The sequence below is a fragment of the Pseudomonas vancouverensis genome, from assembly GCF_004348895.1.
GTDB lineage: Bacteria > Pseudomonadota > Gammaproteobacteria > Pseudomonadales > Pseudomonadaceae > Aquipseudomonas > Aquipseudomonas vancouverensis.
Genome location: NZ_RRZK01000007.1, coordinates 578135 through 595180, shown reverse-complemented (window position 1 = coordinate 595180; position 17046 = coordinate 578135). Strand labels below are relative to the sequence as shown.

Sequence of the window (17046 nt, the reverse complement as noted above, 5' to 3'; positions counted from 1 at the left end):
AAGGAATCCACTGATGATCGAATCCCTGGAAAAAATGCTCGCCAAGGGTGTGGATAACTCCCTGTTGCGCTTCGGCCTCGGCAAGGGTTATCTGGATCTGGGGGAGAACGCCAAGGCGGCTGAGCATTTCCAGCGCTGCGTGGATTTCGATCCGAAGTATTCGGCGGCCTGGAAACTACTGGGCAAGGCGCACCTGGCGCTGGCGGACCACACAGCCGCGCGGCAGGCCTGGGAACAAGGCCTGGAAGCTGCACGCGCCCATGGTGACAAGCAGGCGGAGAAAGAGATGACGGTGTTTCTGAAGAAGCTGGATCGTCAGGCGAACTGATCACAGATAGCGCAAGCCAATCCCCTCGGCGTCCACCAGCACCACTTCCATGCGCACTCGCGGCGCACCCGTGGGTAAATCCTGCACCTGACCGTAGACCACCGCGCCTTTGGGCAAGCCCGCCAGTTTCGGGTGCTTGACGTAAACCCCCGTGGTCGACAGGTTGCGCGTCTGGCCCAGGCAATCGCCGAGGCTTTCGTGAGTGATCTTGATGCGAAATGACTTGCGGTGTTCGGACATCTTCTGCGCCCTTGAATGAACAGTTGTGGATAACCTTTCGTGCAAGGTTATCCACAGATCATGCCAATTGAATCAATACCAACGCTCTTCGCCCGGTGGGCGCTTCTTGAAACGCTTCATGCTCCACATGTACTGGCTCGGGTAGGCGCCGACATAACGCTCGACCACTTTGCTCATGGCCGCGCAGGATTCCGCCGTATCCGTGCTGTACATGGCCTCGGGCGCGGCTTCGAGGATCACTTTGTACCCCGAGCCGTCCGGCAGACGCAGGGCGTGCAGGAACACGCCGACCGCTTTATGGCCGGCGAGCATGTTCGGTACGAATTTACTGGTCAGTGCCTGGGTGGCGAAGAATGGCACAAAGATACCGGCGGATTCGGCCGGTTCCGGGTCAGCGGGAATGCCCACTGCACCACCTTTGCGCACTTCCTTGATGACGCTGAGGATGCCTTCCTTGGTCGAGGCGGCCACCTTGTTGCCCAGCTGCACCCGCTGTTTTTGCAGCAATTCATCCACTGCCTTGAGTTTGGGCGGGCGGTAAAAAATGATCGGTTTGCATTGGCTGCAATAGAAATGGTTCAGCACTTCCCAGTTACCCAGGTGGCTAGTGATGCCGACCACACCCTTGCCGGAGGCGAGGGCATCCTTCAATACGTCCAGACCCTCGACTTCCCGGACCAGGTCGATGGAGCGCTGGGCCGGCCAGATCCAGGCGCAGGCGCTTTCGGTCAGGGACTTGCCGATGTCTTTCAGGCTCTGGCCCACCAGCCTTTCACGTTCGGCAGGGTCCATGTCCGGAAAACACTTGGACAGGTTGATCCGCACCACGTCGCGAGAACGGTTCGGGGTTTTCCACATGACCCAGCCAATCGCCGAGCCCACGGCTTGCACGGCCCGCCACGGAAGCAGGGCAAACAGCCGCAGAGCGCCTACCAGCAAGGCGCCTTTAAACTTATCCACAGGTCACTCCTGATCTTGTGCTGTGCGCGAGGCGGCCATTCTAACCGCCGTTCGCCAGCTGCGCGTAGCGGTCGCAATCACGGGTGTGGTCCATGACCATGCCCGAAGCCTGCATCAGGGCGTAGCAAATGGTCGGGCCGACAAAGGTGAACCCGGCCTTTTTCAGGCCCTTGCTCATTTCCACGGCGGTGGGCGTGACCGCCGGCACTTCGCTGCGATCCTTGAAATGATTGACCACGGGCTTGCCACCGACGAAGGACCAGAGAAACCCCACCGGGTCCTCCAGCGCCAGCCAGGCCTGGGCATTGCGCCGGGCGGCGTTGAGCTTGAGGCGATTGCGGATGATGCCCGGATCGAGCATCAATTCATCGATTTCGGCATCGCTCATCTGCGCCACGCGCTGGACATCAAAGCCAAACATCACCTGGCGATAATGCTCGCGCTTGCGCAGCACCGTGATCCAGGAGAGGCCGGCCTGGAACCCTTCGAGCAAAAGCAACTCGAACAATCCCTGCGCATCGCGTAGCGGCGTGCCCCACTCCTGATCGTGATAAGCCATGTACAGCGGATCTTCGGAACACCAAAAGCAGCGTGGCATAAGGCTCCAGGGGGCGTGCGCAGCAATGAATCGGGTATACTCCCGCTCTTTAAATCGCAGCCCAAGAAACAGGTGAATTTCGTGAGCCAGCCTACGCCAGCCGTGCGTACCTTCCAAGACTTGATCCTCGCCCTCCAGCAATACTGGGCCGAGCAAGGTTGTGTGGTACTTCAGCCCTACGATATGGAAGTAGGCGCCGGCACTTTCCACACTGCAACATTCCTGCGCGCCATCGGCCCGGAAACCTGGAACGCCGCCTACGTGCAGCCAAGCCGCCGCCCGACTGACGGCCGCTACGGCGAAAACCCGAACCGTCTGCAGCACTACTACCAGTTCCAGGTAGTCCTGAAGCCGAACCCGGACAACTTCCAGGAACTGTACCTGGGCTCCCTCAAGCATGTCGGCCTGGACCCGCTGGTCCACGACATCCGCTTCGTCGAAGATAACTGGGAATCGCCGACCCTCGGCGCCTGGGGTCTTGGCTGGGAAGTCTGGCTGAACGGCATGGAAGTGACCCAGTTCACCTACTTCCAGCAAGCGGGCGGCATCGAGTGCTACCCGGTGACCGGCGAGATCACCTACGGCCTCGAGCGTCTGGCCATGTACCTGCAAGGCGTGGACTCGGTCTACGACCTGGTCTGGGCTGACGGTCCGTTCGGCAAGGTGACCTACGGCGACGTGTTCCACCAGAACGAAGTGGAACAGTCGACCTACAACTTCGAACACGCCAACGTCGACAAGCTGTTCGAACTGTTCGATTTCTACGAAAGCGAAGCCAAGCGCCTGATCGAACTCGACCAGCCGCTGCCGTTGCCGAGCTATGAAATGGTGTTGAAGGCCTCCCATACCTTCAACCTGCTGGATGCGCGCCGGGCGATCTCGGTGACCGCGCGTCAGCAATACATCCTGCGTGTGCGCACCCTGGCGCGTTCCGTTGCGCAAGCCTACCTGCTGGCTCGCGCCAAGCTGGGCTTCCCGATGGCGACCCCGGACCTGCGTGACGAAGTACTGGCCAAGCTGGAGGCTGCACAATGAGTGCTCTGGATTTTCTGGTTGAACTGGGCACTGAAGAACTGCCACCCAAAGCCCTGAACACCCTGGCCGAGGCGTTCCTCGCCGGTATCGACAAGGGCCTGCAAGCGGCCGGCCTGAACTACGAAAGCAAAACCGTTTATGCCGCTCCGCGCCGTCTGGCCGTGCTGATCACCGCACTGGCCACTCAGCAGCCGGATCGCAGCATCAACCTCGACGGCCCGCCGCGTCAGGCGGCGTTCGATGCCGACGGCAACCCGACCCAGGCAGCCCTGGGCTTTGCCAAGAAGTGCGGCGTCGACCTGAGCGAAATCGATCAGAGCGGCCCGAAACTGCGCTACAGCCAGAGCATCGCCGGCAAGCCGACCGCAAGCCTGCTGCCGACCATCGTCGAAGATTCGCTGAACGACCTGCCGATCCCCAAGCGCATGCGCTGGGGTGCGCGCAAGGAAGAGTTCGTGCGTCCGACCCAGTGGCTGGTGATGCTGCTCGGTGACCAGGTCATCGACTGCACCATCCTCGCCCAGAAGGCCGGCCGTGACTCCCGTGGTCACCGCTTCCATCACCCGCAAAGCGTGCGCATCGGTTCGCCGTCGAGCTACCTGGCCGACCTGCGTGCCGCCTACGTGCTGGCCGACGCCGACGAGCGTCGCGAAATCATCAGCAAGCGCACCGAAGAGCTGGCCACCCGCCAGGAAGGTACCGCGATCGTACCGCCGGCCCTGCTCGACGAAGTGACCGCGCTGGTCGAATGGCCGGTGCCGCTGGTGTGCTCGTTCGAGGAACGCTTCCTCGACGTGCCGCAAGAAGCCCTGATCACCACCATGCAGGACAACCAGAAGTACTTCTGCCTGCTGGATGCCGACGGCAAGTTGCTGCCACGTTTCATCACCGTGGCCAACATCGAAAGCAAGGACCCGCAGCAGATCATCGCCGGTAACGAGAAAGTGGTTCGCCCACGCCTGACCGACGCCGAATTCTTCTTCAAGCAAGACAAGAAGCAGAAGCTCGAAGACTTCAACCTGCGCCTGCAAAACGTGGTGTTCCAGGAAAAACTCGGCAGTGTCTACGACAAGGCCGAACGTGTTTCCCGCCTGGCTGCATTCATCGCTGCACGTATCGGTGGCAACGCTTCGTGGGCCGCTCGTGCGGGCCTGCTGTCGAAATGCGACCTGGCCACTGAAATGGTCGGCGAGTTCCCGGAGATGCAAGGTGTCGCCGGTTACTACTACGCCCTCAACGATGGCGAGCCGGAAGATGTTGCCCTGGCGCTGAACGAGCAGTACATGCCGCGGGGTGCTGGTGCTGAGTTGCCTTCGACACTGACCGGTGCGGCCGTGGCCATCGCCGACAAGCTGGATACCCTTGTGGGTATCTTCGGCATCGGCATGCTGCCCACCGGCAGCAAAGACCCGTACGCACTGCGCCGCGCCGCACTGGGCGTGCTGCGTATCCTGATCGAGAAGCAACTGGACCTGGACCTGAACGACGCAGTGGCTTTCGCCGTGGATGCGTTCGGCAGCAAGGTCAAGGCTGCCGGCCTGAACGACTCGGTGCTGGAGTTCATCTTCGACCGTCTGCGTGCTCGCTACGAAGACGAAGGCGTCGATGTGGCGACCTATCTGTCGGTACGCGCCTTGAAGCCGGGTTCCGCCCTAGACTTCGACCAGCGTGTTCAAGCCGTGCAAGCCTTCCGCAAACTGCCGGAAGCAGCTGCCCTGGCGGCGGTGAACAAGCGTGTGTCGAACCTGCTGAGCAAGGTTGAAGGCTCGGTGCCGACCGTCGTGGAAGCCAAGTACTTCGACAACGCCAACGAGTTCTCCCTGTATTCGGCGATCCAGCAGGCTGACCAGGCTGTCCAGCCAATGGCCGCCTCGCGTCAGTACAGCGAATCGCTGGCACGCCTGGCCGCCCTGCGCGAACCGGTGGATGCATTCTTCGAAGCCGTGATGGTCAACGCGGAGGACGCGAAGGTCCGCGCCAACCGTTATGCGTTGCTGGCGCGTCTGCGTGGGCTGTTCCTCGGCGTCGCCGACATTTCGCTGCTGGGTTGAGGGATTGCTGTTGAAACTGCTGATTCTCGATCGGGACGGGGTGATCAATTACGACTCCGACGCTTACATCAAGTCGGTGGAGGAGTGGATTCCGCTCCCCGGGTCGATCGAAGCCATCGCGCAGTTGAGCAAGGCCGGCTGGACGGTAGCGGTCGCTACCAACCAGTCGGGCATCGCTCGCGGCTATTACGACATCGCCACTCTGGATGCCATGCACGCGCGTTTGCGCGCGCTGGTGGCGGAACAGGGTGGCGAAGTCGGGCTGATCGTCTATTGCCCGCACGGGCCGGATGACGGCTGCGATTGCCGCAAGCCAAAACCTGGAATGTTGAAAACCATCGCCGAACATTACAACGTGTCGCTGAGCAATCTTTGGTTCGTCGGCGACAGCCTTGGTGACCTGGAAGCCGCCAAAGCCGTCGATTCACAGCCAGTTTTGGTAAAGACCGGGAAAGGCGAAAAGACTTTGGGCAAGACCCTTCCGGTAGGCACATTGATTTTTGACGATCTGGCGGCGATTGCCGCAGAACTTATCCACAATTAGAGTGCTTCTGAAATTCCTGAGAGAGGATTGATCGGGAGTGCGCTTTATATAGTCGGGCCTTGCCCGCAACGGTAAACGTCACCATGTCGATATTGCAGGCGATCAGAACCTTCCTCTTTTACCTGCTGCTGGGCACCAGTTCCCTGCTTTGGTGCAGCCTGAGCTTTTTTATCGCGCCGTTTCTGCCTTTCAAGGCACGTTATCGCTTCATCAACGTGTATTGGTGCCGCTGTGCCCTGTGGTTGAGCAAGGTTTTCCTGGGCATCAGCTATGAAGTCAAAGGCGCTGAAAACGTGCCTGGACGCCCCTGCGTGATCCAGTCGAACCACCAGAGCACCTGGGAGACCTTCTTTCTCTCCGCCTATTTCTCACCGCTGAGCCAGGTGCTCAAACGTGAATTGCTCTATGTTCCGTTCTTTGGCTGGGCCATGGCCATGCTGCGGCCGATCGCCATTGACCGTGACAACCCCAAAGCCGCCCTCAAGCATGTGGCCAAGAAGGGCGATGAACTGCTCAAGGACAATGTCTGGGTACTGATCTTCCCTGAAGGCACCCGTGTTCCATTCGGCACCATCGGCAAGTTCTCCCGTGGCGGCAGCGCCCTGGCGGTCAATGCCGACCTGCCTGTATTACCGGTTGCGCACAACGCCGGTAAGTTCTGGCCAAAAACCGGTTGGGCCAAGAAGCAGGGGGTCATCACCGTGATCATTGGCGAACCCATGTATGCCGAGGGCAACGGCCCGCGCGCCATTGCTGAATTGAACGACCGCGTTCAAGCCTGGAACGAACAAATGCAGCGAGAAATGGGTTCGCTTCCACCCACGCCGCAAGCACCTGTTTCCAGCGATCAGGCAGTTGTCTGATCTTCTGTGGATAACCTGTGTGCAATGTTTCTGAAAGCGCCCGACATTTGTCGCTAACTTTATGATTTTTATACATATTTCTTAGAATGATAAAAACCATAAAAACGTGCATAAGTTTTTTTCGGGCACAAGAAAACCGGCTGATATAGCCGGTTTTTTTATACCCGGACAACGCGCCTGCGCAGTCGCTTCAATACTCTTTGAAAATCGGAAACCGCAGCACAAATCGCGTGCCTTTACCGACTTCGCTCAGACACTCAATCGTCCCGCCGTGTCGATCGACCACAGCCTTCACCATGGATAATCCCAAGCCCACCCCATCAATGCCCTGGGCAGAAGAAAATCGTCGGTACTGACTGAACAGCTCAGGCAGTTCCTCCGCGGCAATACCTTTACCCTGGTCGGCCAGCTCGCAGGTTAACCAATCATCGTGCTGGGTCACCTGCAAACTGACACAAGTCCCTTTCGCGCTGTACTTGATGGCGTTTTCCAACAGGTTGAACAGCGCCCGGGTCAACAATGACTGATCCGCCATGATCAGGCTTTCCTGTGCCAGCTCGTCCACGTCGTGGAACAGCTCAATCTGTTTCTGCTGGGCAATGGGCAACGCCTGATCGAACACATCCAGCACCAGCATTGCAAACAGACTGGGTTGAAGCTGATAGCTTTCGGATTCGGCCCGCGCCAGTTGAACGAAGCCATCAGTCAGGTCCAGCGCCCGTCGGACCTGGCGTTCAATCTGATCGAAAAGCTGGGGATCACCGCCCACCTGGTGTCGGTGCACGTCGAGCAGGGCGAGAATGGCCGAATGGGGCGCACGCAGATCATGGGACAGAAAGCGCAGCATGAGGGCTCTTTGCTCCTCGGCATCACGCTCCACGCTCAGATCGGTCAGGCTCCACAACCAGCCGACCGGGGCTTCGCCGCCAACCGGCAGGAGTTCGGCGCGCTCTAGGCGCAAGCTGCGCTCCTTGATGTCGCGAAATTCCAGCAGCGGCAGTGTCGATAACAGTGCATCCAAATCCTGGCTGACGTGTGGATAACCCAACTGCACCAATTGCTGGCGCACGTCATCGCCCACCAGATCTCCCTCAAACAACTCACGGGCCTTGCGATTGCCGAGCAGGATCTGCCCACGCGGATCACTGATCAGTGTCGCCACCGGCAAGTACTCCAGGCCATCGGCGATGAAGCGGTGGGTATCGCGGGTGCGGCTCATGGCTTGCTCAAGCGCCATGATCTGGCCCTGTAAGCGGTCACCGCCGGAGAAGCGTGGACGTCGTCGCTCCGGAAAGACCTTGGGCTCGCTGTCCAACCGTGCCAGCTCCCAGCCGAAGTAGGTCAGAACACCATTGAGTCGGCGCCAGTTCCAGATCAGGTAGCCAAACAGAATGCTCAGGAACGCGGGCGTCGGCGACCACCACTTGCGTAACTCCGCAAGGCCGGCGCTGGTCAGTAACGCACAGGCCATACCAATCAGCGTGATCCACAACGCCCAATGCGGGCGCCATAACAACAGGCCGAGAACTCCGGTCACCAGGCCAACCGAAAGCAACGCGCTCAGTCCCGGCGTGGCATCTGCCAGGTTCATCTGCGTGCGATAAGACAACAGTGCAGTCAGCGGTAACAGCACTAGACTTATCCACAACCACTCACGCAGCAATTGCCGGAACAATCGTTGAACCTGACTGGGCTCGCGGCTTTCCTGACGATGTGGATTATTCATCGAGCTGTGGTCCGAGGACATAGACCCCAAGAATCATAGCGGACGCCGGGGAGCCGGGCTGCTTACTTAACCGCCATTGCCATCAAGGAATCACCGCGTATGCGCGTTGCGATACTGGACGATGAGCCTGCCGAGCTGCGGCGGGTCGAGCAAACCCTGCAGCAGATGGCAGACGCCGGCGAGCAGCCATGGTCGCTGCACAGCTTTGAAAGGGGAGAGGACTTGCTGCGGCAACTGCGCCGGGAAACCTTCGACCTGTTGATCCTCGATTGGCAACTGCCCGATATCAACGGCTTGTCGGTGCTGCATTGGACCCGCGAACACATGGATGCTCCACCCGCCGCCATAATGCTCACCAGTCGCGACGGTGAAAGCGATATCGTCCAGGCCCTGAACACCGGTGCCGACGACTACGTCAGCAAACCCTTTCGCCCCAATGAACTGAAGGCCCGGGTTGCCGCGGTACTGCGCCGGCACAGTCAACAACGTGCTACCGCCGAAGTTCTGAGTTTCAATGACCTGGTGTTCGACGATGCGGAGCTGACGGTGACACGCGACGGCAAGCCCATCGTCATGACCGAACGTGAGTACAGGTTGGCGCATTGCCTGTTCAGCAACCTCGGCCGCCCACTGTCGCGGGATTACCTGTACGAGCGGTTCTGGCCCCACGAAGAGATGTCCTCGTCACGCCCACTGGATACCCATATCTACCGGTTACGCAACAAGCTTGGGCTGACAGCAGACCGGGGCTGGCAGCTACTGACCATTTATGGCTATGGCTATCGACTGGAGAGCGTGACCCCGGCAAGCGAGTGAATCGTGGAAGGTACAAAAGGCCGGCGCCGATGCGTTGGCCTTTTTCACACCCACTCGGGCTACTGGCGCCTCAGCCTGGAATTAGGAACAATCGCGCAAGACCTTTGAAGCGTTCCTAGAGACAGGGAGTTGCCCGTGGTTTCCGAATCTCCGCATATTGCCGCGACCATCGCGGTTTTTGAGCATCCCGTCGTATCTCAGGACTGCGCAGACGCATTGCAAAGCCTTGGCTTTAACGTGACGTACCGGCCCCTGACCGAAGAAAATGTCATGGGATTGATGACGACGCGACCGGACTACGTGCTCACGGTCAACTTCAACCAATACATTTGCGAAGTCTGCGAACTGCTGAAGATTCCCTATCTGGCCTGGGTGATCGACACCCCCTGTTATCCCATCTACGACAAAGCCATCAATCATTCACAGAGTTTCACGTTCATATACGATGCCGCCATTGCACAGCGGTTGAGAAACAGGGGGGTTCGACAGGTCTATCATCTGCCCGTCGCTGCCAACCTTGAGCGTATACAGCAGATTCGGATGGACGACGAAGCCCCATCGCTGAGCCGCGACATCAGCTTTGTCGCCAACCTGACGAAAACCGAATACCGAACATCAATCCTGCCCCAACTATCAGCCAGTACCCGGGAGCGCTGCGCCAGCCTGATCGACTCACTCGATCAACCCCAGGCCTTCCTGACTTTGGCCGAGCAACTGGATGCTGACCTGATAGATAGCATCAAGAACGAGTCAGGTTATCCATTGGTCGGTGATCATTACCTCAGCCTCGCTGAAAAACTGGCCTACCTGTTAGGACGCGAGCATTCCTGGCAGGAGCGGATCAATTTGATCCGGCAACTGGAAGGGCGTTTATCCATCTCTGTTCATGGCAACAGCGACTGGCAGGACGTCATCAGTTGTTATGCGGGGCACGCCGACCACTTCAGCCAGATGCCGAAGATATTCCAGCGCTCGCGAATCAACCTCAACCTCACCCGCTCGTTCGTCGAAAACGGCCTGCCCATGCGCGTGTTTGATGTGCTGAGTTGTGGTGGCTTTCTCGTCACCAATGACAAACAGGACCTGCACAAACTCTTTACCGATGGAAAAGACCTGGTCATTTTCCGTGACACTCAGGACCTGATGGAGATCTGTGCCTACTACCTCGAGCATGATGAGGAGCGCAAGGCCATAGCGGAGCAGGGGCACGCGACGTTGGCAGAAAACCATACCTTCCTGTCGCGCATGATCGATATGGTCAGTACGGTGCAGCGTGAACTTCGCGGAGAACCTGTGCCGTTGAGCCGCTGGTATTCTTGAGCCGGCGTCCAGTTACTTAATTCCCAAGCCCCAAAAAAAACCCCGGCACACAGGCCGGGGTTTTCTTTGGTGGTGATTTAACCGGGATCAGAAGTCCAGGTTGGAAACCGCCAGGGCGTTGCTTTCGATGAAGTCACGGCGAGGCTCGACCGCATCACCCATCAGGGTGTTGAAGATCTGGTCCGCGCCAATGGCGTCTTCGATGGTCACTTTGAGCATCCGGCGCACGCTTGGGTCCATGGTGGTTTCCCACAGCTGATCCGGGTTCATCTCGCCCAGACCTTTGTATCGCTGAATGGTGTGACGCTTGGTGCTTTCGGCCATCAGCCAGTCCAAAGCTTCCTTGAACTCGGTGACCGACTTGCGACGCTCGCCACGCTGGATGTACGCACCGTCATCCAACAGAGTGCTCAGTTGAGCGCCCAGGGACACGACTGTCTTGTAGTCGTTGCTGCCGAAGAAATCGCGGTTGAAGGTGACGTAGTTCGACAGGCCGTGGGAGATCAACTCCACTTCCGGCAGCCAGACACCACGCTCACGGTCTTCGCGCAGGCTGGCCTTGTAGACCAGACCCGACTTCTCGACGGTGCGCAGACGAACTTCGTATTGGGCCAGCCAATCCTGCATCGCTGCGTGATCGGACAATTGCTCCATGCTCACGGCAGGCAGGTAGATGAAGTGCTCGGTCAACTCCTGCGGGTACAGGCGCGACAGACGCTTGAGGGTCTTCATCACCAGACGGAAGTCGTTCACCAGGCGCTCAAGGGCTTCGCCGGAGATACCCGGTGCGTCCTCGTTCAAGTGCAGGCTCGCATCTTCCAGGGCCGACTGCGTCATGTACTCTTCCATGGCGTCGTCGTCTTTGATGTATTGCTCTTGCTTGCCTTTCTTGACCTTGTACAGCGGCGGCTGGGCGATGTAGATGTAGCCACGCTCGATCAGCTCCGGCAACTGACGGAAGAAGAAGGTCAAAAGCAGGGTACGGATGTGCGAACCGTCGACGTCAGCATCGGTCATGATGATGATGTTGTGATAACGCAACTTGTCGATGTTGTACTCTTCGCGACCGATGCCGCAGCCCAGCGCGGTGATCAAGGTGCCCACTTCCTGGGAGGAGATCATCTTGTCGAAGCGTGCCTTCTCGACGTTGAGGATCTTACCCTTGAGCGGCAGAATCGCCTGGGTCTTGCGGTTGCGTCCCTGCTTGGCGGAGCCGCCAGCAGAGTCACCTTCCACGAGGTACAGTTCGGACAGGGCAGGGTCTTTCTCCTGGCAGTCGGCCAGTTTGCCCGGCAGGCCGGCGATGTCCAACGCACCTTTACGGCGGGTCATCTCACGGGCCTTGCGGGCCGCTTCACGAGCACGCGCCGCGTCGATCATTTTGCCGACAACCAGCTTGGCTTCGTTCGGGTTTTCCAGCAGGAAGTCGGAGAAGTACTTGCCCATTTCCTGTTCGACCGCGGTCTTCACTTCGGAAGACACCAGCTTGTCTTTGGTCTGGGAGCTGAACTTTGGATCCGGCACTTTTACCGAAATGATCGCGGTCAGGCCTTCACGGGCATCGTCACCGGTGGTGGCGACCTTATGCTTCTTCGCCAGGCCTTCGGCTTCAATATAGGTGTTCAGGTTACGCGTCAGGGCAGAACGGAAACCCACCAGGTGAGTACCGCCGTCGCGCTGTGGAATGTTGTTGGTGAAGCACAACAGGTTCTCGTTGAAGCTGTCGTTCCACTGCAAGGCGATTTCCACGCCGATGCCGTCTTCACGCTGGATGTTGAAGTGGAACACCTGGTTGACCGGGGTCTTGTTGGTGTTCAGGTATTCAACGAATGCGCGCAGGCCACCTTCGTACTTGAACAGTTCTTCCTTGCCGCTGCGCTCGTCCTTGAGGACGATGCCGACACCGGAGTTGAGGAAGGACAGTTCACGAATCCGCTTGGCGAGGATGTCCCAGCTGAAGTGGATATTCTTGAAAGTTTCGCTGGAAGCCTTGAAGTGAATCTGCGTACCGGTGGTTTCGCTGTCGCCAACAATCTTCATCGGTTCTTGCGGAACACCGTGGACGTAGGTCTGTTCCCAGATCTTGCCGCTACGGCGAACAGTCAGGACCAACTCTTCGGACAGGGCGTTTACTACGGAAACACCTACACCGTGCAGACCGCCGGAAACCTTGTAGGAGTTGTCGTCGAACTTACCGCCGGCATGCAGCACGGTCATGATGACCTCGGCTGCGGAAACGCCTTCTTCTTTATGGACGTCTACCGGGATGCCACGACCGTTGTCGCGAACGGTGATGGACTCATCCGGGTGAATGATGATGCTGATGTCGTCGCAGTGGCCGGCGAGCGCTTCGTCGATCGAGTTATCGACCACCTCGAACACCATGTGGTGCAAACCGCTGCCATCGTCGGTGTCACCAATGTACATACCGGGACGTTTGCGTACGGCATCCAGGCCTTTCAGCACTTTAATGCTCGTTGAGTCGTACGTATTTTCTTCGCTCAATGCCTTCACTCCCGATGGTCGTGGGTCTGGGTGATACGGCCCTGTTCCACGTGGAACAGAGCAACTGGCGTTTCCGTCTGCCAGCCTTCCCTCAATAATTCGTGATCTACACAGGTGATAAATACCTGGCAGCGTAAGTCTTCCAACAAGCGGCAAAGGGCGCGACGGTGGTGCTCGTCCAGCTCGGACGGCAAGTCATCCACCAGATAAATACACTGACCGCGTCGGGCCTGGCTGACCAGGTGCCCCTGGGCGATCCGCAATGCACAGACCACTAGTTTCTGCTGGCCACGAGACAAGATGTCCGCGGCATTGTGTGCGCCCAATCTGAGACGCAAATCAGCGCGCTGTGGCCCGGCCTGGGTGTGCCCCATTTGCTGGTCCCGCTGCACAGACCCGGCGAGTACAGCACTCAGCTCACGGTCTTTGTCCCAACCTCGGTAATAGCTGAGCGTTAAACCTTCCAGCTCAACCAGCTCACTCAAGGTTTGCTCAAAGACCGGTTTCAGGGCTTTGATGTAAGCGCGGCGGTATTCATCTATTTCAGCGCTGGCCTGGCACAGTTCCCTGTCCCAAACCGCTTGCGAAACGGCGTCAAGTGTACCATGCCGCAGCCAAGAGTTTCTCTGGCGCAGGGCCTTCTGCAGGCGCTGCCAGGTTGACATGAAGCGCGGTTCCACGTGGAACACACCCCAATCGAGGAACTGCCGACGAATCTTCGGCGCACCTTCAAGCAAGCGGAAACTGTCGGGGTTGATTAGCTGCAGCGGCAGGATTTCTGCCAACTGCGCAGCGCTCCGGGCGTTCTGGCCGTCAATGCGAATCTGGAATTCGCCTTGTCGATCCCTGGAAATACCCAATGCACTATTCGCCCCCTCTCCCAGCTCGACCTGACCAAACACCGTGCATGCAGGCTGTTCGTTCTGAATAACCGGCAACAATCGGGTGCTACGAAAGGAACGGGCAAGCCCCAGCAGGTGAATGGCTTCCAGAACACTGGTTTTGCCGCTGCCGTTGGCGCCGTAAAGGATATTGATGCGGGGAGAGGGGGAGAAGGTCACCGGGTGCAGATTGCGCACCGCGGTGACCGAGACGCGACTTAAGGACATCTAGCTTCTGCTGGACATGATTACAGGCGCATCGGCATGACAACGTAAGCCGAGTCGTCGTTGTCGGACTCTTGCACCAGCGCACTGCTGTTGGAGTCAGACAGAATCAGTCGAACCTGCTCGGTGGTCATCACACCCAGCACGTCCAGCAGGTAGCTCACGTTGAAACCAATTTCCAGCGAGCCGCCGTTGTATTCAACGCCCACTTCCTCTTCCGCTTCTTCCTGTTCCGGGTTGTTCGCCTGGATCTTCAACTGACCGCTGGCCAGTTGCAGACGGATACCACGGTACTTCTCGTTGGACAGGATCGCGGTACGGCTGAAGGCTTCACGCAAAGCCTGACGGTCGCCGAGTACCAGCTTGTCGCCGCCCTTGGGCAGAACACGCTCGTAGTCCGGGAACTTGCCATCAACCAGTTTCGAGGTGAAGGTGAATTCGCCGGTGGTGGCGCGAATGTGGTGCTGCCCCAGCACGATGCTGACGTTGCCATCCGGTTCGGTGAGCAGGCGTGCCAGTTCGAGTATACCCTTGCGCGGCACAATGACCTGGTGGCGATCCGGCTGGCCGATATCTGCCTGCATCGAGCACATGGCCAGACGGTGACCGTCGGTGGCCACAGCGCGGATCACGCCGGCAGACACTTCCAGCAGCATGCCATTGAGGTAGTAACGCACGTCCTGCTGGGCCATGGCGAAGCTGGTGCGTTCGATCAAGCGGCGCAACTTGCTTTGCTCGAGGCTGCACGTCAGCGAGCCCGGACCTTCTTCCACGGTCGGGAAGTCGTTCGCTGGCAGGGTCGACAGGGTGAAGCGGCTGCGGCCGGCTTTGACCACCAGTTTCTGCTCGTCGACCTTGATGTCGATCAGCGCATCGTTGGGCAGGCTTTTGCAGATGTCCATCAGCTTGCGCGCAGGCACGGTGATGGAACCGGTCTCAGCAGGCTCTTCGAGTTGAACACGGCCGACCAGCTCGACTTCCAGGTCGGTACCGGTCAGCGACAGTTGCTGGCCTTCGACAACCAGCAGCACGTTGGAAAGCACCGGCAAGGTCTGACGGCGTTCGACGACGCCTGCGACCAGTTGCAGGGGTTTCAACAGGGCTTCGCGTTGAATGGTGAAATGCATGGTCTAGTCCCTTGCCTTAATAAGCTGCGTGTTCATCAAGTGGTCAGCGTTCGCAGCAGGTTCTTGTAGTCCTCGCGGATGTCCGCGTCGGATTCCTTAAGCTCGTTGATCTTGCGACAGGCGTGCAAAACCGTGGTGTGGTCGCGACCGCCAAACACATCGCCGATTTCCGGCAGGCTGTGGTTGGTCAGTTCCTTGGACAACGCCATGGCGACCTGACGCGGACGAGCGACCGAACGCGAACGACGTTTGGACAGCAAGTCGGAGATCTTGATCTTGTAGTACTCGGCGACGGTGCGCTGAATGTTATCCACAGAGACCAGTTTATCTTGCAGTGCCAACAAATCCTTCAAGGATTCGCGAATCAACTCGATGGTGATGTCGCGACCCATGAAATGCGAGTGAGCGATGACGCGCTTGAGGGCGCCCTCGAGCTCACGGACGTTGGAGCGAATGCGTTGGGCAATGAAGAACGCCGCGTCATGTGGCAACTCGACCTTCGCCTGATCGGCTTTTTTCATCAGGATCGCGACGCGGGTTTCCAGCTCCGGTGGCTCGACAGCCACCGTCAGGCCCCAACCGAAGCGCGACTTGAGGCGTTCTTCAAGACCTTCGATTTCTTTCGGATAGCGGTCACTGGTGAGAATGACTTGCTGGCCGCCCTCAAGCAGGGCGTTGAAGGTGTGGAAAAACTCCTCCTGGGAGCGTTCCTTGCGGGCGAAGAACTGAATATCGTCGATCAGCAACGCATCCACCGAACGGTAGAAGCGCTTGAACTCGTTGATCGCGTTGAGTTGCAGCGCCTTGACCATGTCGGCCACGAAACGCTCCGAATGCAGGTACACAACCTTGGCATTCGGGTTCTTCTTTAATAGATGGTTACCCACAGCGTGCATCAAGTGGGTTTTACCCAGACCCACACCACCATAAAGGAAGAGTGGGTTGTAACCGTGCTTTGGGTTGTCTGCCACTTGCCAGGCCGCGGCGCGAGCGAGCTGGTTGGATTTACCTTCGACGAAGTTTTCGAAGGTAAAGGTGCGATTCAGGTAACTGGTGTGCTTGAGCGCACCTTCTACCTGCACGGTGCGCTGTTCGGCGCGAACCGGTGCCTGTTGCGAGCTGGCGCCAGACATCGGGTCGAAGCTGTCACGGGAGGGCTCATCGCTGACTTCTGCAGTCTTTTGCGTAGAGCGCTTGGCCGGAGCAGGCGACGGGGCAGGCGCCGGCGTACTTGCAGGCGCAGCATTCGCTTGTACCTGGGAAGCCTGTGCCGCAGCCAGCGGAGCATTCGGTGCGGCACGCGGTGCCGAGCTGCGCTTGCTGCCTATTAATAAGGAAAGCGCAGGCGCCATGCCGTTGCCGTGTTCGTCGAGCAACTCGAGGACACGACCCAGGTATTTCTCGTTGACCCAATCCAGAACGAATCGGTTGGGTGCATAGACACGCAGCTCGTCGCCTTCGGCTTCGACCTGTAGTGGACGGATCCAAGTGTTGAATTGTTGGGCAGGCAGCTCATCGCGCAAAAGCTCCACGCACTGCTGCCAAAGTTCCACTGACACGGATATCCCCTAAGTTGAAAGCCGGTGAGGCAAAAACAAGCGGCCATTGTAGCGAGCGCACGCACACTTATCCACACGAAGGTGGCCATTGGGCCAAGAAGAATCAAGGTTTTATGCGCGAAAAAGGCGACCAGCGGTCTGTGAATAAGCTCTGTGGATAACCTGGCCTGAGGTCGTTGTACAAGTGCGGGCAAAACCCGGTGGATAACCGGCCTGTGGATAACGCCTCGTTCCACACACAGGTTATCCGACAGCGCAGCACAGGCTG

The 17046-nt window shown here is 58.5% G+C and carries 15 protein-coding genes; 7 read left to right on the top strand and 8 right to left on the bottom strand.

Features of this window, described 5'->3' with window-relative positions:
* The first annotated feature begins 10 nt into the window (after positions 1-10).
* Positions 11-328 carry a tetratricopeptide repeat protein gene (locus EIY72_RS07175; RefSeq protein WP_165939587.1) on the top strand — a complete coding sequence of 106 codons (318 nt, stop codon included), beginning with the start codon at positions 11-13 and terminating at the stop codon, positions 326-328.
* On the opposite strand, the gene EIY72_RS07170 is transcribed toward EIY72_RS07175, so the two are convergent.
* From EIY72_RS07170 to EIY72_RS07160, 3 genes are all read right to left on the bottom strand, one after another.
* Positions 329-568 carry a pilus assembly protein PilZ gene (locus EIY72_RS07170; RefSeq protein ID WP_093228283.1) on the bottom strand — a complete coding sequence of 80 codons (240 nt, stop codon included), beginning with the start codon at positions 566-568 and terminating at the stop codon, positions 329-331.
* Between the two features lie 72 nt (positions 569-640).
* Positions 641-1528: a lysophospholipid acyltransferase gene (locus EIY72_RS07165; protein ID WP_093228285.1), complete on the bottom strand. Its 888-nt coding sequence runs from the start codon at positions 1526-1528 to the stop codon at positions 641-643.
* 40 nt (positions 1529-1568) lie between these two features.
* Positions 1569-2126 carry a DNA-3-methyladenine glycosylase I gene (locus EIY72_RS07160; RefSeq protein ID WP_093228288.1) on the bottom strand — a complete coding sequence of 186 codons (558 nt, stop codon included), beginning with the start codon at positions 2124-2126 and terminating at the stop codon, positions 1569-1571.
* Positions 2127-2207: 81 nt separating this feature from the next.
* On the opposite strand from EIY72_RS07160, the gene glyQ reads away from it, so the two are divergent.
* From glyQ to EIY72_RS07140, 4 genes are all read left to right on the top strand, one after another.
* Positions 2208-3161 carry a glycine--tRNA ligase subunit alpha gene (gene glyQ, locus EIY72_RS07155; RefSeq protein ID WP_003187265.1) on the top strand — a complete coding sequence of 318 codons (954 nt, stop codon included), beginning with the start codon at positions 2208-2210 and terminating at the stop codon, positions 3159-3161.
* Positions 3158-5212, top strand: a complete 2055-nt coding sequence (gene glyS, locus EIY72_RS07150; protein WP_093228291.1) for a glycine--tRNA ligase subunit beta — start codon at positions 3158-3160, stop codon at positions 5210-5212. The genes glyQ and glyS overlap by 4 nt, the downstream gene beginning before the upstream one ends.
* Positions 5213-5216: 4 nt before the next feature.
* Positions 5217-5756: a D-glycero-beta-D-manno-heptose 1,7-bisphosphate 7-phosphatase gene (gene gmhB / locus EIY72_RS07145; RefSeq protein ID WP_165939584.1), complete on the top strand. Its 540-nt coding sequence runs from the start codon at positions 5217-5219 to the stop codon at positions 5754-5756.
* 83 nt (positions 5757-5839) lie between these two features.
* Positions 5840-6619, top strand: a complete 780-nt coding sequence (locus EIY72_RS07140) for a lysophospholipid acyltransferase family protein (RefSeq protein ID WP_093228294.1) — start codon at positions 5840-5842, stop codon at positions 6617-6619.
* 190 nt (positions 6620-6809) lie between these two features.
* Here EIY72_RS07140 and EIY72_RS07135 read toward each other — a convergent pair whose 3' ends face one another.
* Entirely contained in the window at positions 6810-8345 is a 1536-nt protein-coding gene (locus EIY72_RS07135; RefSeq protein WP_093230772.1) for a sensor histidine kinase, read from the bottom strand.
* A gap of 99 nt (positions 8346-8444) precedes the next feature.
* Here EIY72_RS07135 and EIY72_RS07130 point away from each other — a divergent pair, with 99 nt between their 5' ends.
* Both EIY72_RS07130 and EIY72_RS07125 read left to right on the top strand, forming a co-directional pair.
* Positions 8445-9161 (top strand): response regulator transcription factor, encoded by a 717-nt coding sequence (locus tag EIY72_RS07130; protein ID WP_093228297.1) that lies wholly within the window; start codon positions 8445-8447, stop codon positions 9159-9161.
* Positions 9162-9296: 135 nt separating this feature from the next.
* The gene (locus tag EIY72_RS07125; protein WP_093228300.1) at positions 9297-10481 is read left to right on the top strand and encodes a CgeB family protein; all 1185 of its coding nucleotides are present in this window, start codon (positions 9297-9299) and stop codon (positions 10479-10481) included.
* An 87-nt stretch (positions 10482-10568) separates the two neighbouring features.
* On the opposite strand, the gene gyrB is transcribed toward EIY72_RS07125, so the two are convergent.
* Genes gyrB through dnaA form a run of 4 tightly spaced genes read right to left on the bottom strand, consistent with a single transcriptional unit; the run spans position 10569 to position 16778 of the window.
* Positions 10569-12986 (bottom strand): DNA topoisomerase (ATP-hydrolyzing) subunit B, encoded by a 2418-nt coding sequence (gyrB, locus tag EIY72_RS07120; protein WP_093230775.1) that lies wholly within the window; start codon positions 12984-12986, stop codon positions 10569-10571.
* Positions 12987-12991: 5 nt separating this feature from the next.
* A complete protein-coding gene (gene recF, locus EIY72_RS07115; protein ID WP_093228303.1) occupies positions 12992-14095 on the bottom strand; it encodes a DNA replication/repair protein RecF in 1104 nt (367 codons plus the stop codon).
* A gap of 20 nt (positions 14096-14115) precedes the next feature.
* On the bottom strand, positions 14116-15219 hold the full coding sequence (gene dnaN, locus EIY72_RS07110; RefSeq protein ID WP_016772390.1) for a DNA polymerase III subunit beta: 1104 nt from the start codon (positions 15217-15219) through the stop codon (positions 14116-14118).
* A gap of 35 nt (positions 15220-15254) precedes the next feature.
* Positions 15255-16778, bottom strand: a complete 1524-nt coding sequence (gene dnaA / locus EIY72_RS07105; RefSeq protein ID WP_093228306.1) for a chromosomal replication initiator protein DnaA — start codon at positions 16776-16778, stop codon at positions 15255-15257.
* Between the last annotated feature and the right edge of the window lie 268 nt (positions 16779-17046).